Annotated in this window: 16 protein-coding genes and 2 tRNA genes; 7 read left to right on the plus strand and 11 right to left on the minus strand. The window is 63.1% G+C overall.

The genetic code is table 11. From position 1 onward, the window contains the following. The first annotated feature begins 80 nt into the window (after positions 1-80). Positions 81-1859 carry a DNA mismatch repair endonuclease MutL gene (gene mutL / locus HUK73_RS05650; RefSeq protein WP_176591022.1) on the plus strand — a complete coding sequence of 593 codons (1779 nt, stop codon included), beginning with the start codon at positions 81-83 and terminating at the stop codon, positions 1857-1859. 2 nt (positions 1860-1861) lie between these two features. Further along, entirely contained in the window at positions 1862-2374 is a 513-nt protein-coding gene (locus HUK73_RS05655) for a hypothetical protein (protein ID WP_176591023.1), read from the plus strand. A gap of 1 nt (position 2375) precedes the next feature. Here the strand turns inward: HUK73_RS05655 and HUK73_RS05660 are convergent, their stop codons facing one another. The 10 genes from HUK73_RS05660 to HUK73_RS05705 all read right to left on the minus strand — a co-directional run bounded on the left by HUK73_RS05660 (position 2376) and on the right by HUK73_RS05705 (position 11648). After that, positions 2376-2840 carry a MaoC family dehydratase gene (locus HUK73_RS05660; protein WP_176591024.1) on the minus strand — a complete coding sequence of 155 codons (465 nt, stop codon included), beginning with the start codon at positions 2838-2840 and terminating at the stop codon, positions 2376-2378. Between the two features lie 74 nt (positions 2841-2914). Beyond that, a complete protein-coding gene (locus tag HUK73_RS05665; protein WP_176591025.1) occupies positions 2915-4192 on the minus strand; it encodes an ectonucleotide pyrophosphatase/phosphodiesterase in 1278 nt (425 codons plus the stop codon). A gap of 47 nt (positions 4193-4239) precedes the next feature. Continuing rightward, positions 4240-4764, minus strand: coding sequence for a DNA-deoxyinosine glycosylase (locus HUK73_RS05670; RefSeq protein WP_176591026.1), 525 nt, complete (start codon positions 4762-4764; stop codon positions 4240-4242). 7 nt (positions 4765-4771) lie between these two features. Continuing rightward, complete coding sequence (gene ychF, locus HUK73_RS05675) at positions 4772-5872, minus strand: redox-regulated ATPase YchF (protein ID WP_176591027.1); 1101 nt, start codon at positions 5870-5872, stop codon at positions 4772-4774. A 66-nt stretch (positions 5873-5938) separates the two neighbouring features. After that, positions 5939-6628 (minus strand): DUF2490 domain-containing protein, encoded by a 690-nt coding sequence (locus HUK73_RS05680; protein WP_176592832.1) that lies wholly within the window; start codon positions 6626-6628, stop codon positions 5939-5941. Positions 6629-6718: 90 nt separating this feature from the next. Further along, positions 6719-8347 carry an alpha-D-glucose phosphate-specific phosphoglucomutase gene (locus HUK73_RS05685; protein ID WP_176591028.1) on the minus strand — a complete coding sequence of 543 codons (1629 nt, stop codon included), beginning with the start codon at positions 8345-8347 and terminating at the stop codon, positions 6719-6721. A 106-nt stretch (positions 8348-8453) separates the two neighbouring features. Next, on the minus strand, positions 8454-9023 hold the full coding sequence (gene pth, locus HUK73_RS05690) for an aminoacyl-tRNA hydrolase (protein WP_176591029.1): 570 nt from the start codon (positions 9021-9023) through the stop codon (positions 8454-8456). A gap of 86 nt (positions 9024-9109) precedes the next feature. Further along, a complete protein-coding gene (locus HUK73_RS05695) occupies positions 9110-9724 on the minus strand; it encodes a 50S ribosomal protein L25/general stress protein Ctc (RefSeq protein WP_176591030.1) in 615 nt (204 codons plus the stop codon). Positions 9725-9835: 111 nt separating this feature from the next. After that, positions 9836-10729 (minus strand): TraB/GumN family protein, encoded by an 894-nt coding sequence (locus tag HUK73_RS05700; protein ID WP_176592833.1) that lies wholly within the window; start codon positions 10727-10729, stop codon positions 9836-9838. Positions 10730-10733: 4 nt separating this feature from the next. Then, positions 10734-11648, minus strand: coding sequence for a TraB/GumN family protein (locus HUK73_RS05705; protein WP_176591031.1), 915 nt, complete (start codon positions 11646-11648; stop codon positions 10734-10736). 172 nt (positions 11649-11820) lie between these two features. On the opposite strand from HUK73_RS05705, the gene HUK73_RS05710 reads away from it, so the two are divergent. The 3 genes from HUK73_RS05710 (at position 11821) to ppdK (ending at position 17651) form a co-directional block, all read left to right on the plus strand. Next, the gene (locus HUK73_RS05710) at positions 11821-12693 is read left to right on the plus strand and encodes a glycine--tRNA ligase subunit alpha (RefSeq protein ID WP_176591032.1); all 873 of its coding nucleotides are present in this window, start codon (positions 11821-11823) and stop codon (positions 12691-12693) included. Then, a complete protein-coding gene (glyS, locus tag HUK73_RS05715) occupies positions 12693-14804 on the plus strand; it encodes a glycine--tRNA ligase subunit beta (RefSeq protein WP_176592834.1) in 2112 nt (703 codons plus the stop codon). Before HUK73_RS05710 ends, glyS begins: the two co-directional genes overlap by 1 nt. A gap of 144 nt (positions 14805-14948) precedes the next feature. After that, complete coding sequence (ppdK, locus tag HUK73_RS05720) at positions 14949-17651, plus strand: pyruvate, phosphate dikinase (protein ID WP_176591033.1); 2703 nt, start codon at positions 14949-14951, stop codon at positions 17649-17651. A 129-nt stretch (positions 17652-17780) separates the two neighbouring features. Here ppdK and HUK73_RS27115 read toward each other — a convergent pair whose 3' ends face one another. Continuing rightward, positions 17781-17999, minus strand: a complete 219-nt coding sequence (locus tag HUK73_RS27115; RefSeq protein WP_369805443.1) for a hypothetical protein — start codon at positions 17997-17999, stop codon at positions 17781-17783. A 158-nt stretch (positions 18000-18157) separates the two neighbouring features. On the opposite strand from HUK73_RS27115, the gene HUK73_RS05730 reads away from it, so the two are divergent. Next, positions 18158-18234 (plus strand) — tRNA-Arg (locus HUK73_RS05730). 151 nt (positions 18235-18385) lie between these two features. Then, a tRNA-Arg gene (locus HUK73_RS05735) sits at positions 18386-18462 on the plus strand. Positions 18463-18492 lie beyond the last annotated feature (30 nt).

Raw genomic sequence — 18492 nt, forward strand, 5'->3', positions numbered from 1 at the left:
TTCCACCCGCCCCCTGGGTAATCAATTTTTCTAAGGCTTGCGTCTCGCGGAAAGCGCTCGCTTGGGCTAGTCACAAATCAATGTCAATACGCCGTCTGCCCGAACATCTGGTCAATCGCATCGCCGCGGGTGAAGTGGTCGAAAGACCCGCCAGCGCGCTCAAGGAAATCATTGAAAATGCACTGGATGCCGGATCGCGCCGGATTTCGGTCCGCATTTCCAATGGCGGACTGGACCGGATCGAGGTGAGCGATGATGGCTGCGGCATGGATTCGGGTGAGATCGCGCTGGCGCTGGAACGGCACGCGACCTCCAAATTGCCCGACGATGCCATAGAGAATGTCGCGACTCTCGGTTTCCGTGGCGAAGCGCTGCCCTCCATCGCCAGCGTCGCCCGCCTGTCGATCGACAGCCGCCCGGCGGGCCAGGACGGCTGGAACCGAACCGTCGACAACGGTGTGGTCGTGCATGAAGGTCCCGCCGCCCTGCCGCCCGGAACACGGGTCACGGTGGAGCAACTCTTCGGCCGCGTGCCGGCGCGCCGCAAATTCCTGCGCTCGGCCAAGGCGGAATATGCCGCCTGTCTGGATGTGGTCCGCCGCCTCGCCATGGCGCACCCTTCGGTCGCCTTCAGCATGGAGCATGACGGCCGCCGGGTGCTGGGCGTGCAGGCCGACGAAGCGCGGGAAGACCGGGTGGCGGCGCTGACCGACCGGGCGCTGGCGGAAAATCATGTCATTGTCGCGCTGGAACGGGAAGGGGTCCGCCTGTCCGGCGTGGCCTCGCTGCCGACCTATAACCGGGGCGTGGGCGATCACCAGTTCCTCTTCGTCAACGGTCGCCCAGTGCGTGACCGCCTGCTGGTCGGGTCAGTCCGCGGCGCCTATGCCGACATGTTGGCGCGCGACCGGCATCCGGTCGTCGCCCTGTTCCTCGACGTTCCGCCGCTGGAGGTCGACGTCAACGTTCACCCCGCCAAGACCGAAGTGCGCTTCCGTGACCCGGCGCTTATCCGTGGCATGATCGTGTCGGGCCTCCGCCGCGCACTGGACGCGGAAGGGTTTCGCGCCGTGCAACATGCCGATCCGGCAGGCCTTTCCGCCTGGAAGCCGGAGCCGGTCTCGCCCACGCCGATTGGCGCCATGCCGATCTTTGAAGCGGCAGGCGCGCCTTCACCCGCCCCGAGCTATTCCGTGGCCGACCGCCGCCCCAGCTTCTTCACCCCGCCGCCCCAGGCCCGCGCCGAACCCGCTGCCGCGCCCGCCCCGGAAGGCAACAGCTTTCCGCTCGGCGTCGCCCGAGGTCAGGTCGCGCGCACCTATATCGTCGCGGAGGCGGAGGACGGCCTTGTCATCGTCGACCAGCACGCCGCCCATGAGCGGTTGACGCTTGAACGGATGCGACGGGCAATGGAGGGGCAGGGCGTCGCGGCGCAGGCGCTGCTGCTTCCTGAGGTGGTGGAACTGGATGAACCCGCCTGCGACCGGCTGGAAGCGCGGATCGGAGAGTTGAGTGAGTTCGGTCTGGAACTGGAGCGCTTCGGCCCTGCCGCCATGCTGGTTCGGGCCACGCCGGCGATGCTGGGGCAGGGTGATGTTCAGGGGCTGGTGTCCGATCTGGCCGACGATCTCGCCGCCTATGACAGCGCGCTCTCGCTGAAGGAGCGGCTTGATCTGGTCGCGGCCACCATGGCGTGTCACGGCTCCGTCCGCGCCGGGCGAATTCTCAGCGTGGCGGAGATGAATGCCCTGCTGCGCGAAATGGAAATCACCCCCCGCAGCGGCCAGTGCAATCATGGCCGACCGACATGGGTGAAACTGGGGCATGGCGACATAGAGAAGCTGTTCGGGAGGAAATGAGGATGAAGCGGCTGCTGTTCCTGTTGGCACTCTGCCCGATGGCGGCGCATGCCGCGCCCGATCCCTGCGCGGTCGTACCCCGACTGGCGGAACCCTGGACAAGCTGGACGCAAAACGGCGCGGCCACAGGCGGCGGCACTGTTTCAACCGCGCCCCGCCTGATCCTGGGTAAGCCCGTCACCGCCAGCCTGCGTCCCGGCGCGCAGGTCCAGTTTGCTGTTCCGCCGGGCAGGAGCGCACCGAAAAGCTATGCCGGCCTCTTCACGCTGGCGGTAAAGGACGCGGCGCGGATAGGTATCGCCCTGTCGGAGGGGGCGTGGGTCGATGTGGCAACGGGGTCGGTCGCGCTTTCGTCCGTCGATCATGGCCATGGCCCGGATTGTTCGGGCATCAGCAAGATCGTCTGGTTCGACCTGCCGCCAGGGCTTCACACCATTCAGATCGCGGGGTCGCCCAAAGCGACCATCCGCATCATGGCCGCCGACGCCCGCGCCAACCAACCGCGCCCTCAATAGGTCAGGCTGGACGCGTACGGAAAATGGCGATGGGAATCATCTTCAGCACCGGCTCGTCGCGCTGATTGAACAGCGTTACGCGGGACCTCACAATGCCCATTTCCGGGCGGCTTCTCGACGCCTTCTTCTCGATCACTTCCGATGTGCCGCGCAGCGTGTCACCGGGGCGAACGGGTTGCAGCCAGCGCAATTCGTCCACACCCATCGCGCCCAGGCTGGCTGCCTGAACGCCCGGCTGTTTCTGCCAGGCGGCCACCATCATCTTCATGCTGAGCGCCGTCGTATGCCAACCGCTGGCGGAGAGGCTCCCGAAATGGGTTTGCGCCGCCGCCTCATCCGACAGGTGAAAGGGCTGAGGGTCGAACTCGCTGGCAAAGGCGATGACTTCCTCGCGGCTGATGTTCAGGGGGCCGAACTCGCTCCGGTCGCCCAGCTGCACATCTTCGAAATAAACGATCTCGTTCACTTCCGTTTCCTTCTGCAACGGGCCAAGAGGTAGGAGTGCTTTACGTTCCCGTCAAGTTTCCGTTGACGAAAACGTCAATTCCTGACCAGGCCAGCCAGCACCGCCGGATTACCGTCGCCTGCCACTGGCTTCACGCCCAGCAGCCGCGCCAGCAATGGATAGACATCGATATTGGTGAAGTCCGCCGCCGGGTGGAAGCGCGTGTCGAAGGCCGGACCATTAGCGATGAACAGAGCCTGCATTTCCGGCGCCTGATCGTCCCAGCCATGATCGCCGCCGGCAAAAGGTCTGGCGGGCGTGGTCGGCTGGATGATCCAGCCGGTTTCCGCGAGGCAGAAATAGGGCGGGATGCGCCGATGCGTGCCATAGTGGAAACGGGCGGGTATCTCGCTTTTACGCCAGCATTGCATATGCGGTCGGGGTTTCAGGAGGCGCGCTTCCAACGCCCTCTCATGCCCCGGCTGCGCGGCTAGGCTGGCATAAGGTCCGCTCTCGACGATGCGATAGTCGGCAGGGTCCGCGACCTTGTCCATCGCCACCACGCGCTCGCTGCTCTTCTGCGCCATGCCATGATCGGAGACGATGACCAGATTGGCAGGCTGGCCCAAATCTTTCAGCCCGGCGATCAATCGGCCGATCTGCCTGTCGACCGCCGCCGCCGCTTCAGTCGCTTCGGATGAATCCGGCCCTTTCTCATGCCCCGCCGTATCGACCACGTCGAAATAGAGCGTCAGGAAACGCGGCCGGATGTCCGCCGGACGACGCAGCAGGTCCAGCACGCCATTCACGCGCTGGTCCGCGGAAATCTCCTCATTGAACTGCGCCCAGTCGCTCGGCCGCGTGCCGCCGGTGATCCGACGGGGCCAGTCCGTGGCCTTTGTTCCACCCCAGGCGACATTGGAGCCGGGCCAGAAGAGAGTGGCCGTGCGTATCCCCGCCTTTTCCGCCGTGACCCAGATCGGTTCAGCCTCGTTCCACCAATAGGGATCGTCGCTGGCCATGGTGAATTTCTCACCCGGCCGCGACGCGTCCTCCATGGTGTTGGCGACGATGCCACTGCGGTCGGGCCGGTCGCCGGTAACGATGGCCCAGTGGTTGGGAAAGGTCTTGGTCGGGAAGGAAGGGCGCATGGACGCTTCGACGCCGCCCGCCGCCAGTGCGTTGAGGTTCGGCGCCACGCCGCGTTTCAGATAATCGGGGCGAAAGCCGTCGATGGACAGAAGAATGGTGACAGGCTGCCGTTGTTCGACCGGCACGGCCATGGTCGAAACCGGGCGCTGCCCGACCGGGGCACATGCGGCCAGGGCGGCGAAGGAGATCAGGCAGGCAAGGGGGAAGGAACGCATGAACATGGCTGACCGCTTAGCAGGCGGATTGCGACGATAAAGTGACGAATGCGTCACCCTTCGCCGACAAAAGCCGTCAGCGTCATCCACGCGGTGAGTTTGGCGTCCCGCGACATGCTGGCAAAGGCGCCGGAGGAGGAGGGGAGGTCGATCAGCGTCAGCCCGATGCGCTCGCCAAGTTGCCGACGGCTATGCAGCGCCGCTGTCCTGCCGTTGAAGGCGACGGCCTCCAGCATCGGAAGCCGGGCCACGAAAGCGCTGAGATCGCGCAACTCCGCTCCCCGAATGGCGCTGTCGAGGCTACCCGGACGATCCGCGCTTTCGATCACGTCCCACAGGCCGACCCGCCGGGCCTTCAGCCGCTTCAACCGCATCGCATAGGGTTGGTTGCGCAGATCCTCCCCCAGCACGTCGCCGATCAGCGCCCAGAAGGCATTGCCGCGGTGGGCATAATATTCGCCCTGCTTGATCGATGCGTCGCCGGGCAGGCTACCGAGAATCAGCAGCCTTGTCCCTTCATCGACACTGGGCGGAAAGGCCGCCTTGCGCCGGGCGGGCATCTGTCCCAGGCGCAGCATGGATCGATCAGACGTTGAAGCGGAACAGCATGATATCGCCGTCCTGCGTCACATAGTCCTTGCCTTCGGATCGCCACTTGCCCGCTTCCTTGGCTCCGGCTTCGCCATTGAACTGGACGTAATCGGCATAGGCCATGGTTTCGGCGCGGATGAAGCCCTTCTCGAAATCGGTGTGGATCGCGCCTGCGGCCTGCGGCGCCTTCGAGCCTTTGGACACGGTCCAGGCGCGCGCTTCCTTCGGCCCAACGGTGAAGAAGGTGATGAGGCCCAGCAATTCGTAACCCGCGCGGATGATGCGGGCGAGGCCAGCTTCCGTCAGCCCCAGCGCCTCCAGATATTCTGCCCGTTCCTCGATCGGCATGGTGACGAGTTCCGCCTCGATCGCGGCCGACACGATCACGGCCTTGGCATTTTCCGCCGCAGCCTTCTCGAACACCCGCGCCGAATGGGCGTTGCCGGTGGCAGCGCTGTCTTCCTCGACATTGCAGACATAGAGGACGGGCTTGGCCGTCAGCAACTGCGCCTGTCCGAAGAGGCGCTCTTCCTCGACATCCTTGGGAACGGTGAGGCGGGCCGGCTTGCCGTCGCGCAACAGGTCGAGCGCCTGCCCCAGCACCGATGCGGCGGCCTTCGCTTCCTTGTCGCCCTGCGCCGCCTTCTTGGCAAGGTTCGGCACGCGCTTCTCCAGCGATTCCAGATCGGCGAGCATCAATTCGGTCTCGACCGTCTCGGCATCGGCAATGGGATCGACCTTGCCCTCGACATGGGTGATGTCGCCATCTTCGAAACAGCGCAACACATGGACGATGGCGTCGGTCTCGCGGATATTGGCCAGGAACTGGTTGCCCAGCCCCTCGCCCTTGGACGCGCCACGGACCAGCCCCGCAATGTCGACGAACGACAACTGGGTCTCGATAATCTTGGCACTGCCGCCGATCTTCGCGATCGTCTGCAACCGGTCGTCGGGCACGGCAACGCGGCCCTCATTCGGCTCGATGGTGCAGAAGGGATAGTTCGCCGCCTGCGCCGCCTGCGTCTCGGTCAGCGCATTGAACAGGGTGGACTTGCCCACATTGGGAAGCCCGACGATACCGCAACGAAAACCCATGGAACTGCCTTCACGTCAAGATGATTGGCCGCGCCGATAGCGCTTTCGTGGGCCTTTGGCCAGTTCTCAGTGGCGGAAGAACAATGAGATTGACGCGACATGGTTGACGCGGCTGTTCCCGGCCCGCTGGTTGATCGTCTGGTTGAGATAGCCGATCTCCGCCGTCGAAGCGTCACCAAGCCCCAGTTCTGCCCCGATGAAAGCACGCGCCTGATCGAACCCGCTTTTCGCGCCCCAATCGGTGCTGTTGAGCGCCACGAACCCCTCGCCATAGATCAGCGCGTTCACGGCATTGCTCCCCGGTTTCAGCGGCTTTTCGTAGCGGATCATCTCGCGCAGCCGCCATCCCATATCGCTGCCATCGGATCGCCAGCGCTGTTCCAGCCGGGTGCGGGAGGACAACTCGCCGCCCCAGGGCTTGCCGATGGTCCAGCTCAATTGCTGAAAACTGCGCTCCTCATTCACATCCCTGCCACCGTCGACGGGCAGCACGGCATGGGCGTAGCCCTGATAGACTGTGAGATTGGGCGACAATTTCCAACCCAAAGCGCCGCGCAGCAGCATCTGGTCGAGCCGCGACACCCCATCCCCGATACGCGGCTGAATTTCCGCGAAATAGACCAGCTTCCCTGACACCGATCCCATTGCGGTGAGGTTGACCCAAAGCTGTTCGTCCTGCGTGGTGCGCGCCATGGCGCTCCCGGCAAAGCCCATCGCGGAGGCACATATAATAAAGCTATGGAAAAGGCGGCGCATCATGGTCCTTCAAGAAAGGCGAAAATCCGCCCTCCTTTATGCGCCGCCTATTTCCCCCAGATTTCCGGTTGGTAAGCTTTGGCGACCGGATCAGGTGATGACGCTCGGCTCTTCCATCCCTGTGAAGCCGGAAATGTCGGCGACCTCCTGCGCCGCCTTTACCAGCGGTGCGAGGGCAGCACCCGTTTCCAGCCCCAACTCGCCATCCGTGCCGACATAGCGCTCTATATAGACGCGCAGGGTCGCGCCTTCGGTGCCCGTGCCTGAAAGCCGGAACACGACGCGCAAGCCATCATCGAACAAGATGCGCACGCCCTGATTGCGGCTGATCGACTGATCGGTGGGGTCTGTATAGGCGAAGTCGTCGGCGCTCTTGACCGTACCGCCGCTGTTCGTGGTTTCCGGCAGGGTTTCGAGCTTGCCGCGCAGCGCCGCCATCAGCGCATCGGCCTTGTCCTTGGCGATGCCTTCATAATCATGCCGCGCATAATAGTTGCGGCCATAGGTCGCCCAATGTCCGGCCATGATCTCGGCTACGCTCTGTCGCCGCGCCGCCAAAATGTTGAGCCACAGCAGCACGGCCCAGATGCCGTCCTTCTCCCGCACATGGTCGGACCCGGTGCCCGCGCTTTCCTCGCCGCAGATGGTCGCCATGCCGGCGTCGAGCAGATTGCCGAAGAATTTCCACCCGGTCGGCGTCTCGTAAAGCGGGATGCCTAGCTTTTCCGCGACCCGGTCCGCAGCCCCACTGGTCGGCATGGACCGCGCAATCCCCTTGAGGCCAGCGGCATAGCCCGGCGCCAGATGCGCGTTGGCCGCCAGCACCGCCAACGAATCCGAAGGCGTGACATAGCAATGCCGCCCGATGATGAGGTTCCGGTCGCCATCCCCGTCCGAAGCCGCGCCAAAATCCGGCGCATCGGGCGCCATCATGCGGTCATACAGCTCTTTGGCATGGACCAGATTGGGATCGGGATGGTGATGGCCGAAGTCGGGCAGCGGCGTTGCGTTGCGCACCGTTCCCGCAGGTGCGCCCAACCGCTTCTCGAAAATCTCGACCGCATAGGGACCCGTCACAGCGCTCATGGCATCGAAGGAGAGGGTGAAGCCTCCCGCGATCATCGCGCCTATGGCCGCGAAGTCGAACAGGCTCTCCATCAACGCGGCATAGCCCGCCACCGGATCGACCACCTCGACGGTCATGCCGCCAAGCTGGCTGGTTCCGGGCGTATCGATATCGACATCGGCCGCTGCAAGGATGCGATAGCTGTCGATCGCCAAAGTCCGCGCATGGATGGCGTCGGTCACTTTCTCAGGCGCGGGGCCGCCGTTCGAGACATTATATTTGATCCCGAAATCCTCATCCGGCCCGCCCGGATTATGGCTGGCCGACAGCACCAGCCCGCCAAAGGCGCCCGAAGAGCGGATCAGATGCGAGGCCGCCGGGGTGGAAAGGATGCCGCCCTTGCCCACCAGTACGCGCCCGAAGCCATTGGCCGCCGCCATTTTCAGCACGATCTGGATGACTTCGCGGTTCAGATAGCGCCCGTCGCCGCCGACCACCAGCGTCTGGCTGGCAAATCCTTCCAGGCTGTCGAACACCGACTGGACGAAATTTTCCGCATAATGGGGCTGCTGAAAAACGCGCACCTTCTTGCGCAGGCCGGACGTGCCCGGCTTCTGGTCATCGAAAGGCTTCGTCGCGACGGTCTGTATCACCCGCATCCCCTTGGAAAATCGAAAGTCTGCCTTACCCTATGGCCCAGCAATGCGACAATCCGCAATGAGGCCCAGCCGTTCCGTCGCGAGGGCGGGGCGGACGGCCTCAGTCCGCCAGCCGCAAAGATACCTCATTCATGAAACGGGCATCGTCACCCTTGGCCAGCCATTCTGCTTCGGCGCCGATGGCACCCAGCATATCGGACAGCGCGTCCATTTCACTCTTATGATAATTGCCGAGGACATAGCCATGCACCCGGTCCTTGTGCCCCGGATGCCCGATGCCGATCCGTACCCGCCGAAAGTCAGCGCCGATATGCGCATCGGTGGAGCGCAGCCCGTTATGGCCCGCATTGCCGCCGCCGCGTTTCACCTTGACCTTCATCGGCGCCAGATCCAGTTCGTCGTGGAAGACGGTCACATCCTCCGGCGTCAGCTTGTAGAAGCGCATCGCCTCTCCGACCGAGCGGCCGCTTTCATTCATGAAAGTGGCGGGCTTGATCAGAATGATCTTCTCCGGGCCGATCCGGCCTTCCTGCACCCAGCCCTGAAACTGTTTCTTCGGCGCCGAAAAGCGATGAATGTCCGCGATCACATCCACGGCCATGAAGCCGACATTATGCCGGTTCATCGCATATTGGGTGCCCGGATTGCCAAGGCCCACCCAGATCTGCATCGCTTGTCCACTCCAAAGAAAAATCCCGCCCGCCGGGTAGGCGGACGGGATCGAAATTTCCAGCCCGAAGGCTGACAGCTAAAGGCTCAGGCGCCTTCGGCCGGGGTTTCGTTGTCGCCTTCGGCGCTCTTCAGAGCCGAGGGAGCAACGATGGTCGCGACGGTGAAGTCGGTTTCGTCATGGGCAGCCTTGGCGCCCTTGGGCAGCTTCACGGCGCCGATGTGGATCGATTCGCCAACGTCCAGGCCGGCCAGGTCCACGACGACATCGTCGGGGATCGCGGCTGCATCGACGATCAGTTCGATCTCATGCGCGACGATGTTCAGCACGCCGCCCTTCTTCAGGCCGGGCGAAGCGTCTTCATTCTTGAAGACCACCGGCACGTTGACGTGGACGGTGGCATGTTCCGAAACGCGCAGGAAGTCGGCGTGCAGCGGACGGTCGGTCACGGGATGGAAGGCGACATCCTTGGGCAGGGTGCGCACGGCCTTGCCGTTCACCTCGACCATGACGACCGAATTGAAGAAGTGGCCGGTGCCGAGCAGCTTGTTGAGGAGCTTTTCCTCGACGTGGATCGACTGCGGTTCTTCATTGTTACCATAGATGACGGCGGGTACGCGGCCCTCACGGCGGAGAGCGCGGGAGGCTCCCTTGCCTGCCCGATCGCGTGCCTCTGCCGACAGCGTAAGCTGCTCGCTCATTGCGTGTCTCCAAAAGCAAATTGATGTAAGCGCCCGCCACGCCTCCAGGGATGACCATGTCGGGACGCGCGCCCCAATAGCAGAAAGGCGCGGGAAAGCAAGAGACAGGCGTTATTGCACCCGCGTCACTTTATAACCCCGGGCTTGCAGCAGTTCGATCAGATTGTCCTTGCCCGCCAGATGCCCTGCGCCCACAGCGATGAAGGGATGCCCCTTGAGCGCTTCCACCGACTTCACCCAATCCCGGTTGCGGTCGACCAGCACCGCCTGTTCGACCACCGGATCGGGTTCCTCGCTCAACTGGTCCTCCCGTGAGAGGGTGGCGATGTCGCCCTTGATCCAGGCTTTAAGGATGCGGTCGTAAAGCATTCGCATATCCTGCGCCTCATGCACGGTATCGACCAGCAACCGCTGTTGCGCGGCCTCGGGCAATGTGTCGAAGGCCCGGAACTGCCGCTCCACCGTCTCCAGCCCGCCGATCGGCTTGCCTGCATCCCTGAATGCCGCGATCAGCGCCGGTTCCACGCCATTATCCTGACTGACATGGAGCGCCTGCTGCGCCGCCGCAGAGAGGAGCATCGCCGCGGCCCAGCTTTCATAGCCGGAGAGGGTTTTCGCATCGGCCCCGCCTTTGCTGATGATTTGGTCGAGCGCTGCCTTGTCCTCACCGGGAACGCGCGCGTCGAGCGGCGGAAGGGCGGGACTGCGCCCCATCTTCTCGAAAATCGCCAGAGTCCTGGCTTGATCCTGAATTTCCGCCGATTCCAGTATCAGCCGATCCGCCTGCGCCACGGCGTCCCGGATCGGCGCCGTCTGCCATTGCACGTTGCTGGGCAGCACATGGATGGTGCCGAACAGCCAGCCGTCGATGCCCTTGCCTTCCACCCGCCAGAGCGCGGGTCCGCCGCCCGGAGGCGGAGCAGGGGGCTCAGCCCCACAGGCTGCAATCAGAAACAGCGCCGCCAGTCCGAGCCCAAGGGCAAGCCGGCGTGCCAGCAGACACATCATCCTATTGCTTCACTCGCACCGACGAAACGCCCAGCGCCTTCAACTGATCCTGCACGCTGTCCTTGCCCGCCAGATGTCCCGCGCCCACCGCGATGAACACCGTGCCCGGCTGGTCCAGCCGCTGCTTGATCCACTTTGCCCAATTGGCATTGCGCTGGATCAGCAGCACCCGCGCCAGTTCCGGCGTCGCTTCCAGCGACTCGTTCATCTCGGCCGCCAGCTTGTCGGGCTCTCCCCCTTGCCAATGTTTGACCAGGCTTGCGAACTCCCTGTCCATGTCAGGCAGCCCCTCGATGGTCGTCGTCAGGAACTTGACCTGCTGGGCCATCGGTAGCCCGGCGAAATAGCCGAGTTGTTGCTCCACCGTCTCCAGCGCGCCAATCTTCTTGCCCGAAGCCTTGGCCGCCGCCGACAGCACCTTTTCCGCGCCGAGGTCAGCCTTGTAGCCGAGCTTTTCCAAAGGCTGAACGGACAATGCCATGCCCGCCATCCACGGATTGAACATCTCGAAAGCCTGCCAGGGCAGGCCATTGGCAGCCATCGCTGACTGATATCTGGCCCGTTCCTCCGCATTCAGCCGGTCGGACAGCTTCACACCATCCCGTGCCAGCGCCGTTCCCGCCATGGTCGATGCCAGCGCACTGGGATCTTCCGGCTCCACAATTTCCAGCACCAGCTCGTCGGACCGATCGAAGGCCGATTTGATCCCGCCCTTGAACCAGTCGATGCCCGGTTTCAGGACATGAACCGTGCCGAACAGATAGATGGTGGTGTCGGCATCCTTCACCGTCCACAATGCAGGCGCCGCATAGGTGGACCGCGCCGTGACACTGCGCGCTGAAACGGGTTGCGCCAGCGCACATCCACCAAGCAACATCAGGGCGGGCGCGAGCCAGCGGAAATTGGGCCATTTCATGCGTTTTGCAGGTCCATCTGATCGATCTTGCCCCATCCATGCGTCCCGCGATGCAACAGGGCAAGCGGATTTACCTTGTCCCATGCCTCTTTCCCTTGACCCTGCGGCCTCGCTGCGCCAAGGCGCGCCGAAATCAAACCGTCATTTTTCCTTTTTCCTTAAGGGACCGTCCGTGGCGACAAGCAAAGCGCTCTCCTTTCAGGACTTGATCCTGACGCTCCATGCTTATTGGGGGAAGCAGGGCTGTGTGATCCTGCAACCCTATGACATGGAAGTGGGCGCGGGCACCTTCCACCCGGCAACCACCTTGCGCAGCCTTGGACCGAACGCATGGAACGCCGCCTATGTACAGCCCAGCCGCCGTCCGACCGATGGCCGCTATGGTGAAAACCCCAACCGGCTCCAGCATTATTACCAATATCAGGTGATCATGAAGCCGTCCCCGGCGAACCTTCAGGAACTCTATCTGGGGTCGTTGGTCGAGATCGGCATCGACCCGCTGATCCATGACATCCGCTTCGTCGAGGACGATTGGGAAAGCCCGACACTGGGCGCCTGGGGCCTTGGCTGGGAAGTCTGGTGCGACGGCATGGAAGTCACCCAGTTCACCTATTTCCAGCAGATGGGCGGCTTTGACTGCAAGCCGGTCGCGGGCGAGCTGACCTACGGCCTTGAACGCCTCGCCATGTATATTCAGGGCGTCGACAGCGTTTACGACCTGAAGTTCAACGACGCGGGCGTCACCTACGGCGACGTGTTCCTCGAAAATGAGCGACAGATGTCGAAATGGAATTTCGAGATCGCCGACACCGAAAAGCTGTTCCGCTGGTTCAGGGATGCCGAGGCCGAGTGCAAGGCCTCGTTGGAGGCGGGGGTTCCGCTCGCCGCCTATGATCAGGCGATCAAGGCTAGCCATGTCTTCAACCTGCTTCAGGCGCGCGGCGTCATTTCGGTGCAGGAACGCGCCAGCTATATCGGTCGCGTGCGCGACCTCGCCAAGGGCGCCTGCGAAAAGTGGATGGAAGTGAACGGGTGGGCCGCATGATGACCGATTTCCTGCTCGAACTGCGCTGCGAGGAAATCCCGGCGCGCATGCAGTTGAAGGCATCGGAGGACCTCGCCCGCCTCTTCACCGAGGAACTGGCGAAGGCGGGCCTGAAGCCGGAAAGCATCGACAGCTTCGTTACGCCGCGCCGTCTGGCGCTGATCGCGCGCAACCTGCCGCTGGAAACCGCTGCCGTCAGCGAAGAGTTCAAAGGTCCGCGCACCTCCGCGCCTGCGCAGGCGCTTGAAGGCTTCCTCCGCAAGACCGGCCTGACGCAGGATCAGCTTGAGGACCGTGACGGCATCTGGTTCGCGGTGGTCAACAAGCCCGGCCGCGCCACCGCTGGAGTGCTGGCCGAAGCCGTACCCACGGTGATCCGCGCTTTCCCCTGGCCCAAGTCCATGCGCTGGGGCGCCGCTTCGCAGACCACGGAAAGCCTGCGCTGGGTCCGCCCGCTGCAAGGTATCGTCGCGATCCTGGGCGACGATCTGGTCGACATCGAGATAGAAGGCGTCAAGTCGGGCTTTGCCACGCTCGGCCACCGCTTCCATCATCCCGGTGAGATCACCATCGGCAGCGCCCACGACTATGTTGAAAAGCTGCGGGCCTGCCATGTGATCGCGTCGCATCAGGAACGCCAGGCGATCATCGAAGCCAAGGCCGCAGAAGCTGCTGCTGCCCATGGATATACGGTGATCGAGGATAAGGGCCTCATCGCGGAAAATGCGGGCCTCACCGAATGGCCGGTGCCGCTGTTGGGCGATTTCGATCCGGCCTTTCTTGAGGTCCCGCCTGAAGTTATTCAGCTAACCCTCCGTATCAACCAGAAATATTTCGTTCTGCGTGACGCGAGCGGCAAGCTCGCCCCGGCCTTCATCTGCACCGCCAATATCGAGGCGAAGGATGGCGGCGCGGCGATCATCGCGGGCAATCGCAAGGTCCTCGCCGCACGTCTGTCGGACGCCCGTTTCTTCTGGGAACAGGACCGTAAGACGAAGCTGGAGGATCACGCGAAGAAGCTGGAGCGCATCACCTTCCACGAAAAGCTCGGCACCGTGGCCGACAAGGTGGAGCGTGTCGCGAAGCTGGCCCGCTGGCTGGTGGAAGGGGGCATCGTTCCCCCCACCTCAACCGGCACCCCCGCGAAAGCGGGGGCCCATCTCCCGGCCTTGCATCCAGACGCAGCGCTGGAGATGGATTCCCGCTTTCGCGGGAATGACAAAGAGAAAACGGCGTTGGCGGACTTGGCCGAGCAGGCGGCGCGTCTTGCCAAGGCTGACCTCGTGACCGAAATGGTTGGCGAATTCCCCGAGTTGCAAGGCGTCATGGGCGGCTATTATGCCCGTGCTGAGGGGCTACCCGATGCAGTGGCCGATGCCGTGCGCGATCATTACAAGCCGGTCGGGCAGGGGGACAATGTTCCCGCTGCGGCCACGACCGTCGCGGTGGCGCTTGCAGACAAGCTCGATACGCTCCGTTCATTCTTCGGCATTGACGAAAAGCCCACCGGCTCGCGCGATCCCTTCGCGCTTCGGAGGGCTGCGCTGGGCGTCATTCAGATCGTCACCGCGAATGATTTGCGTTTTGCCGTCGCGGAGGGCGATCTGCTCGACTTCTTCGCTGACCGCCTCAAGGTTCAGCAGAAGGAAGCTGGCGTCCGCCACGACCTGATCGATGCGGTGTTCGCGCTCGGTGGCGAGGATGATCTCGTCCGCCTGCTCGCCCGCGTGAAGGCGCTCCAGTCCTTTATCGCGACCGACGATGGCACCAACCTGCTCGCCGGTTACAAGCGCGCCGCCAATATCCTGAAGAAGGAGGGCGTCGAAACCGCCGAAAAGGTCGAATTGACCTATGCCCCCGAACAGGCCGAGGCCGACCTCATCACCGCGCTTGACGGAGCCGAGCCTCGCGCAGCCGCTGCCGTTGTGGCGGAGGATTTCGAAGGTGCGATGGCCGCACTTGCAACATTGCGCGCGCCGATCGACGCCTTTTTCGAAACTGTGACGGTCAACGACGCCGATCCGGCGAAGCGCTCCGCTCGCCTCGCGCTGCTTGCGCGGGTGCGGGAAGCGGTCCACGCGGTCGCGGATTTCTCGAAAATTTCAGGTTAATGCCAGAAGATACCCGCACAAGCGGGAAAATCAGTGAACTGAGAGAGCAATTATCGTAAAAGCAGGTGCGTTTATCGCTCCCCTGTTTTAAAATTTTGTTGCAACGCACAAATGCACGGCAATCAGTGCAGGAGAGCCGCAAGTATGTTGACAATGGAAGAGGCCAGCATGAGCACGACCGCGACCCGTTATGTGTATCGTTTCGGCGGTGGCGTCGATGACGGCGGCAAGGGGGACAAGAATCTTCTCGGCGGCAAGGGCGCCAATCTGGACGGCATGGCCGCCATTGGCCTGCCGGTGCCTCCGGGCTTCACCATCACCACCGAGATGTGCACCCGCTATTATACCGATGGCGGCGTCTATCCCGAGAGCCTGAAGGCGGAAGTCGCGAACGGCATCGCCCATATCGAGGGCGTGACGGCCAAGAAATTCGGTGACAAGGCCGACCCGCTGCTGGTTTCCGTCCGTTCCGGCGCGCGCATTTCGATGCCCGGCATGATGGACACGGTGCTGAACCTTGGCCTCAACGACGAAACCGTGCTGGGCCTCGCCGCTGCGTCGGGCGACGAGCGTTTCGCCTGGGACAGCTATCGCCGTTTCATCCAGATGTATTCGGACGTGGTGCTGGAACTCGACCATGGCGCCTTCGAGGAAGCCCTTGAAGTCGCCAAGGAAGATCAGGGCTATACGCTCGACACCGAAATGACCGCCGACGACTGGAAGGCGCTCGTTGCCGAATATAAGGCCCTTGTTTCAAAGCTCTGGAACAAGCCCTTCCCGCAGGATGTGAACGACCAGCTCTGGGGCGCGATCAGCGCCGTCTTCGGCAGCTGGCAGGCTGACCGCGCGAAGGTCTATCGCCGCCTGAACTCGATCCCGCACGATTGGGGCACCGCTGTCAACGTGCAGGCGATGGTGTTTGGCAATATGGGCGACACCTCGGCGACGGGTGTGGCGTTCACCCGCGACCCCGCCACCGGCGAGAACGCCTATTATGGCGAATATCTGATCAACGCCCAGGGCGAGGACGTGGTGGCGGGCATCCGCACGCCGCAGTACCTGACCAAGCAGGCGCGCGAGCGGGCAGGGGCCAAGCCGCTGTCGATGGAAGAAGCGATGCCCGAAACCTATGCCGAACTGGCGCGGGTGTTCGAAATCCTCGAAAAACATTATCGCGACATGCAGGACATCGAGTTCACGGTGCAGCAGGGCAAGCTCTGGATGCTCCAGACCCGCTCGGGCAAGCGCACCGCCAAGGCCGCGCTCAAGATCGCGGTCGAGATGGCGAACGAAGGCCTGATCAGCGAGGAAGAAGCCGTCGCCCGCGTCGATCCCGCCGCGCTCGACCAGCTTCTCCATCCCACGCTCGATCCCAAGGCGCCCCGCGATGTGCTGACCAAGGGGCTGCCCGCTTCGCCGGGTGCGGCTTCGGGCGCGATCGTGTTCGACGCCGACACCGCCGAGCGTCGCAATGAACTGGGCGATTCGGTCATCCTCGTCCGCGTCGAAACCTCGCCGGAGGACATTCACGGCATGCACGCGGCCAAGGGTATCCTGACCGCACGTGGCGGCATGACCAGCCACGCCGCCGTGGTGGCGCGCGGCATGGGCCGTCCCTGCGTCTCCGGCGCGGGCAGCCTGTCGATCGACAACGCCGCCAAGACGCTGAAGATCGGTGATCGCACGCTCAAGGAAGGGGACATCCTCACCATCGACGGCGCTACCGGCGAAGTGATGGCGGGCGAAGTGCCGACCGTGCAGCCGGAACTGGCGGGCGACTTTGGCGTGCTGATGGGCTGGGCCGACAAGGTCCGTCGCCTCAAGGTTCGCGCCAACGCCGAAACCCCGCTGGACTGCCAGACCGCCCGCGATTTCGGCGCGGAAGGCGTGGGTCTGTGCCGCACCGAGCATATGTTCTTCGACGCCGCCCGCATCACCGCCGTCCGCGAGATGATCCTCGCCGACAGCGAAAAGGGCCGCCGCGTGGCGCTCGACAAGCTGCTGCCGGAACAGCGCGACGACTTCGCGCAGATTTTCATGGTGATGGCGGGTCTGCCCGTGACCATCCGTCTGCTCGATCCGCCGCTGCACGAATTCCTGCCGCATGGCGAAGCGGAGTTCGAGGAAGTGGCCAAGGCTGCGGGCGTTGGCGTGGAGGCGCTCAAGCGTCGCGCCGCCGAACTGCATGAGTTCAACCCGATGCTCGGCCATCGCGGTTGCCGTCTGGGCGTCACCTATCCTGAAATCTACGAGATGCAGGCCCGCGCCATCTTCGAAGCCGCGCTGATCATCAAGCAGCGCAGCGGCGAAGCGCCGATCCCCGAAATCATGATCCCGCTCGTTGCTACGAAGAAAGAGCTGGAGCTGATGAAGGCGATCGTCGACAAGGTGGCGCAGGAGGTCTTCGCGGAGCAGGGCGCTTCGGTGGAATATCTCGTCGGCACCATGATCGAACTGCCGCGCGCCGCGCTGAAGGCGGGCGAGATCGCGGAAGTGGGCGAATTCTTCTCCTTCGGCACCAACGACCTGACGCAGACGACCATCGGCATCAGCCGTGACGACGCTGGCCGCTTCCTGACGCAATATGTCGACAAGGGCATCTTCGCGCGCGACCCGTTCGTCAGCATCGATGTGGAGGGCGTGGGCCAACTCATCGAACTCGCCGCCGAACGTGGCCGCGCGACCCGCGAGGGCATCAAGCTCGGCATTTGCGGCGAGCATGGCGGCGATCCGGCCTCCATCGCCTTCTGTGAGAAGACAGGCCTCGATTATGTGTCGGCATCGCCCTATCGGGTGCCGATTGCCCGCCTCGCCGCCGCCCAGGCCGCGCTGGCCAACAGGAAGTAAGACTGGAAAGGGGCGGGCCAAAATCCCGCCCCTTTCTTCATTCAGGCATGCGTGGCGCGATGTTCATAGAGCCGTCATCACTGCGCGCATCCAACAACCGGGCCTGTTCTCGCCATTCTTCCTGCGCGATCACACCCTGTTTTTAGACCAAGGCGCGCTTTCCAGTGCGGCTTCCTGCTCGTTGCCGATGGCGGCAATCTGCCTGTAACGATGATAGCCCGCTTCATAGAGGGCAACCTCATTTCGTGGGGTAATCCCATGGATGCGGCGGAGGTCGTCCCTCTCATCCACAGCCCCCGCAACTGCCTCCACCGTGCCAAGACCGATCGGTCCCGCCTGTCGATGCATTCACTGCTCGTCCCGCCAATGGCGCTTATATTTGCCGCGCCCACTCAGTATCCGCTCCAGAACCAGTCCTACAAGCAGTGGGATCGACCGGGCTGTCAAAAAACTGCAAAAAGGGGCTTGCCCAATCCGTCTGACGCTTCTATCTGCGCCACTCCAACGCACCCGTAGCTCAGCTGGATAGAGCATCAGACTACGAATCTGAGGGTCGGACGTTCGAATCGTTCCGGGTGCGCCATTTTCCTTTAAAATCGAAAAACTTACATGTCGTTGCTCAGCAATGACCTGATGCGCGCGCTCGCGCGTTGACCCTGTAATTTTAATTTCGAAGGGGTGTATTTTTAGGGGTTGCCAGATCGCTCGGCCCCTTATATCTGCGCCTCCACAACGCACCCGTAGCTCAGCTGGATAGAGCATCAGACTACGAATCTGAGGGTCGGACGTTCGAATCGTTCCGGGTGCGCCATTTTCCCTAAATCTTAAAAATCAGCCGGAA

This window comes from Sphingobium sp. EM0848 (assembly GCF_013375555.1).
Lineage (GTDB): Bacteria > Pseudomonadota > Alphaproteobacteria > Sphingomonadales > Sphingomonadaceae > Sphingobium.